The sequence below is a fragment of the Bradyrhizobium sp. genome (assembly GCF_036009065.1).
In the GTDB taxonomy this organism is placed as follows: domain Bacteria; phylum Pseudomonadota; class Alphaproteobacteria; order Rhizobiales; family Xanthobacteraceae; genus Bradyrhizobium.
Map to the genome: position 1 here is coordinate 1 of NZ_DASYMN010000009.1, position 2,317 is coordinate 2,317.

The following is a 2,317-nucleotide window of genomic DNA, read 5'->3' on the forward strand; positions in this document are numbered from 1 at the left end:
CACCGCATCACCGGGATTGCGCTGTATTTCGGCGCCTTGCTGCTGGCATGGTGGCTGATCGCCGCGGCCTCGGGGCCCGGCGCCTATGCCCATGTGCAGGCTTTTACCGGAAGCTGGATCGGCCGGCTGATCGTGTTCGGCTACACCTGGGCGCTGCTGCACCATCTGCTCAGCGGATTAAGGCATCTTTGCTGGGACCTCGGCTATGGTTTCAAACCCGCCGAGCGCGAGGCTTTGACCTGGGGCGCGCTGATCGGGGGCATCTCGCTGACCGTGCTGCTGTGGATCGCGGCCTATGCGATGGGAGGCGGGCGATGAGTTTCGAGGAATCCCACGGCGGGCCGCAAAAAGCCTCCTCGATGCGCACGCCGCTGGGCCGGGTGCGCGCGCTCGGCGCCTCGCATTCCGGCACATCGGATTTCTGGCGCCAGCGGCTCACCGCGGTGGCCTTGCTGCTGCTGATCGTGCCGGTGATCGCTGTGGTGATGATGCTGCAGGGGCGCAACCAGGCCGGGGCGGCGCAAATCCTCGGCTCGCCGGCGGTGGCCATCGTCATGCTGCTGTTCATCATCGCCAGCGCCTGGCACATGAAGATCGGCATGCAGGTGGTGATCGAGGACTATGTGCATGGCGAGAAGCTGAAGCTGGCCTCGATCATGGCCAATAATTTCTTCTGTTTCGCGGTGGCGCTGGCCTCGATCTACGCCATTCTCAAACTGTCATCCGGAGTCTAGCGCATGGCTCAAGGCAATGGCAAAAACGGCGCCGCGCCCGCCACTAACGGCCACGCCTATCCGATCGAGGACCACAGCTACGACGTGGTGGTGGTCGGCGCCGGCGGCGCGGGCTTGCGCGCGGTGGTCGGCTGCAGCGAGGCGGGGCTGCGCACCGCCTGCATCACAAAGGTGTTTCCGACCCGCTCGCATACCGTGGCGGCGCAGGGCGGCATTTCGGCGGCGCTCGGCAACATGCATGCCGACGACTGGCGCTGGCACATGTACGACACCGTCAAGGGCTCGGACTGGCTCGGCGACCAGGACGCCATCGAATACATGGTGCGCAACGCCGCCGAAGCGGTGTACGAGCTGGAGCACTGGGGGGTGCCGTTCTCGCGCACCGAGGACGGGCGGATCTATCAGCGCCCGTTCGGCGGCATGACGCTGGACTACGGCAAGGGCCAGGCGCAGCGCACCTGCGCCGCCGCCGACCGCACCGGCCATGCCATGCTGCACACCCTGTACGGCCAGGCGCTGCGCCATGCGGCCGAGTTTTACATCGAGTTCTTCGCCATCGACCTGATCATGGACGACCAGGGCAGCTGCCGCGGCGTCATCGCGCTAAAACTCGACGACGGTACGCTGCATCGTTTTCGCGCGCAGACCACCATCCTTGCCACCGGCGGCTACGGCCGCGCCTACGCCACCTGCACCTCGGCGCATACCTGCACCGGCGACGGCAGCGCGATGGCGCTGCGCGCGGGCCTGCCGCTGCAGGACATGGAGTTCATCCAGTTCCACCCGACCGGCATCTACGGCGCAGGCTGCCTGGTCACCGAGGGCGCGCGCGGCGAAGGCGGCTACCTGGTCAATGCAGAAGGCGAGCGCTTCATGGAGCGCTATGCGCCCTCGGCCAAGGATCTGGCCTCGCGCGACGTGGTGTCGCGCGCGATGACCATCGAGATCCGCGAGGGCCGCGGCGTCGGCAAGAAGAAAGACCATATCTATCTGCATCTCGATCATCTCGACCCCAAGGTATTGGCCGAGCGGCTGCCGGGGATTTCGGAATCGGTGCGGATTTTCGCCGGCGTCGACGTGACGCGCGAGCCGATCCCGATCGCGCCGACGGTGCATTACAATATGGGCGGCATTCCCACCAATTATCACGGCGAGGTGCTGACCAAGCGGGGTGGCGAGGACAACGCCGTGGTGCCCGGGCTGATGGCGCTGGGGGAAGCCGCCTGCGTCTCGGTGCACGGCGCCAACCGGCTCGGCTCCAATTCGCTGATCGATCTCGTGGTATTCGGCCGCGCCGCTGCATTGCGCTGCGCCGAAAAGCTCAGCGTCAACGGCAAGCAGCCGGAACTGCCGGCGGGTTCGGCCGACCAGGCCCTTAGCCGGCTCGACCATTACCGCTACGCCTCCGGCGGCACGCCCACGGCAAAGCTGCGCGAGGGCATGCAGCATGTGATGCAGACCAACTGCGCGGTGTTCCGCACCGGCGAGGTGCTGCAGGAGGGCCAGCAGCTGATCCACCGGGTGCATGGCGGCGTCAGTGATATTGCCGTCACCGACCGCTCGCTGACCTGGAATTCCGACCT

3 protein-coding genes are annotated in these 2,317 nt (G+C 66.5%); all 3 read left to right on the forward strand.

Annotated elements, in window-relative coordinates; translation table 11 throughout:
- The coding region (sdhC, locus tag VGP39_RS00320; RefSeq protein WP_327566120.1) for a succinate dehydrogenase, cytochrome b556 subunit at positions 1–318 on the forward strand (318 nt) is incomplete at its 5' end.
- Positions 315–734 (forward strand): succinate dehydrogenase, hydrophobic membrane anchor protein, encoded by a 420-nt coding sequence (gene sdhD / locus VGP39_RS00325; protein ID WP_327566121.1) that lies wholly within the window; start codon positions 315–317, stop codon positions 732–734. The genes sdhC and sdhD, both read left to right, overlap by 4 nt.
- A gap of 3 nt (positions 735–737) precedes the next feature.
- On the forward strand, positions 738–2,317 hold a 1,580-nt coding region (gene sdhA / locus VGP39_RS00330; protein WP_327566122.1), incomplete at its 3' end, for a succinate dehydrogenase flavoprotein subunit.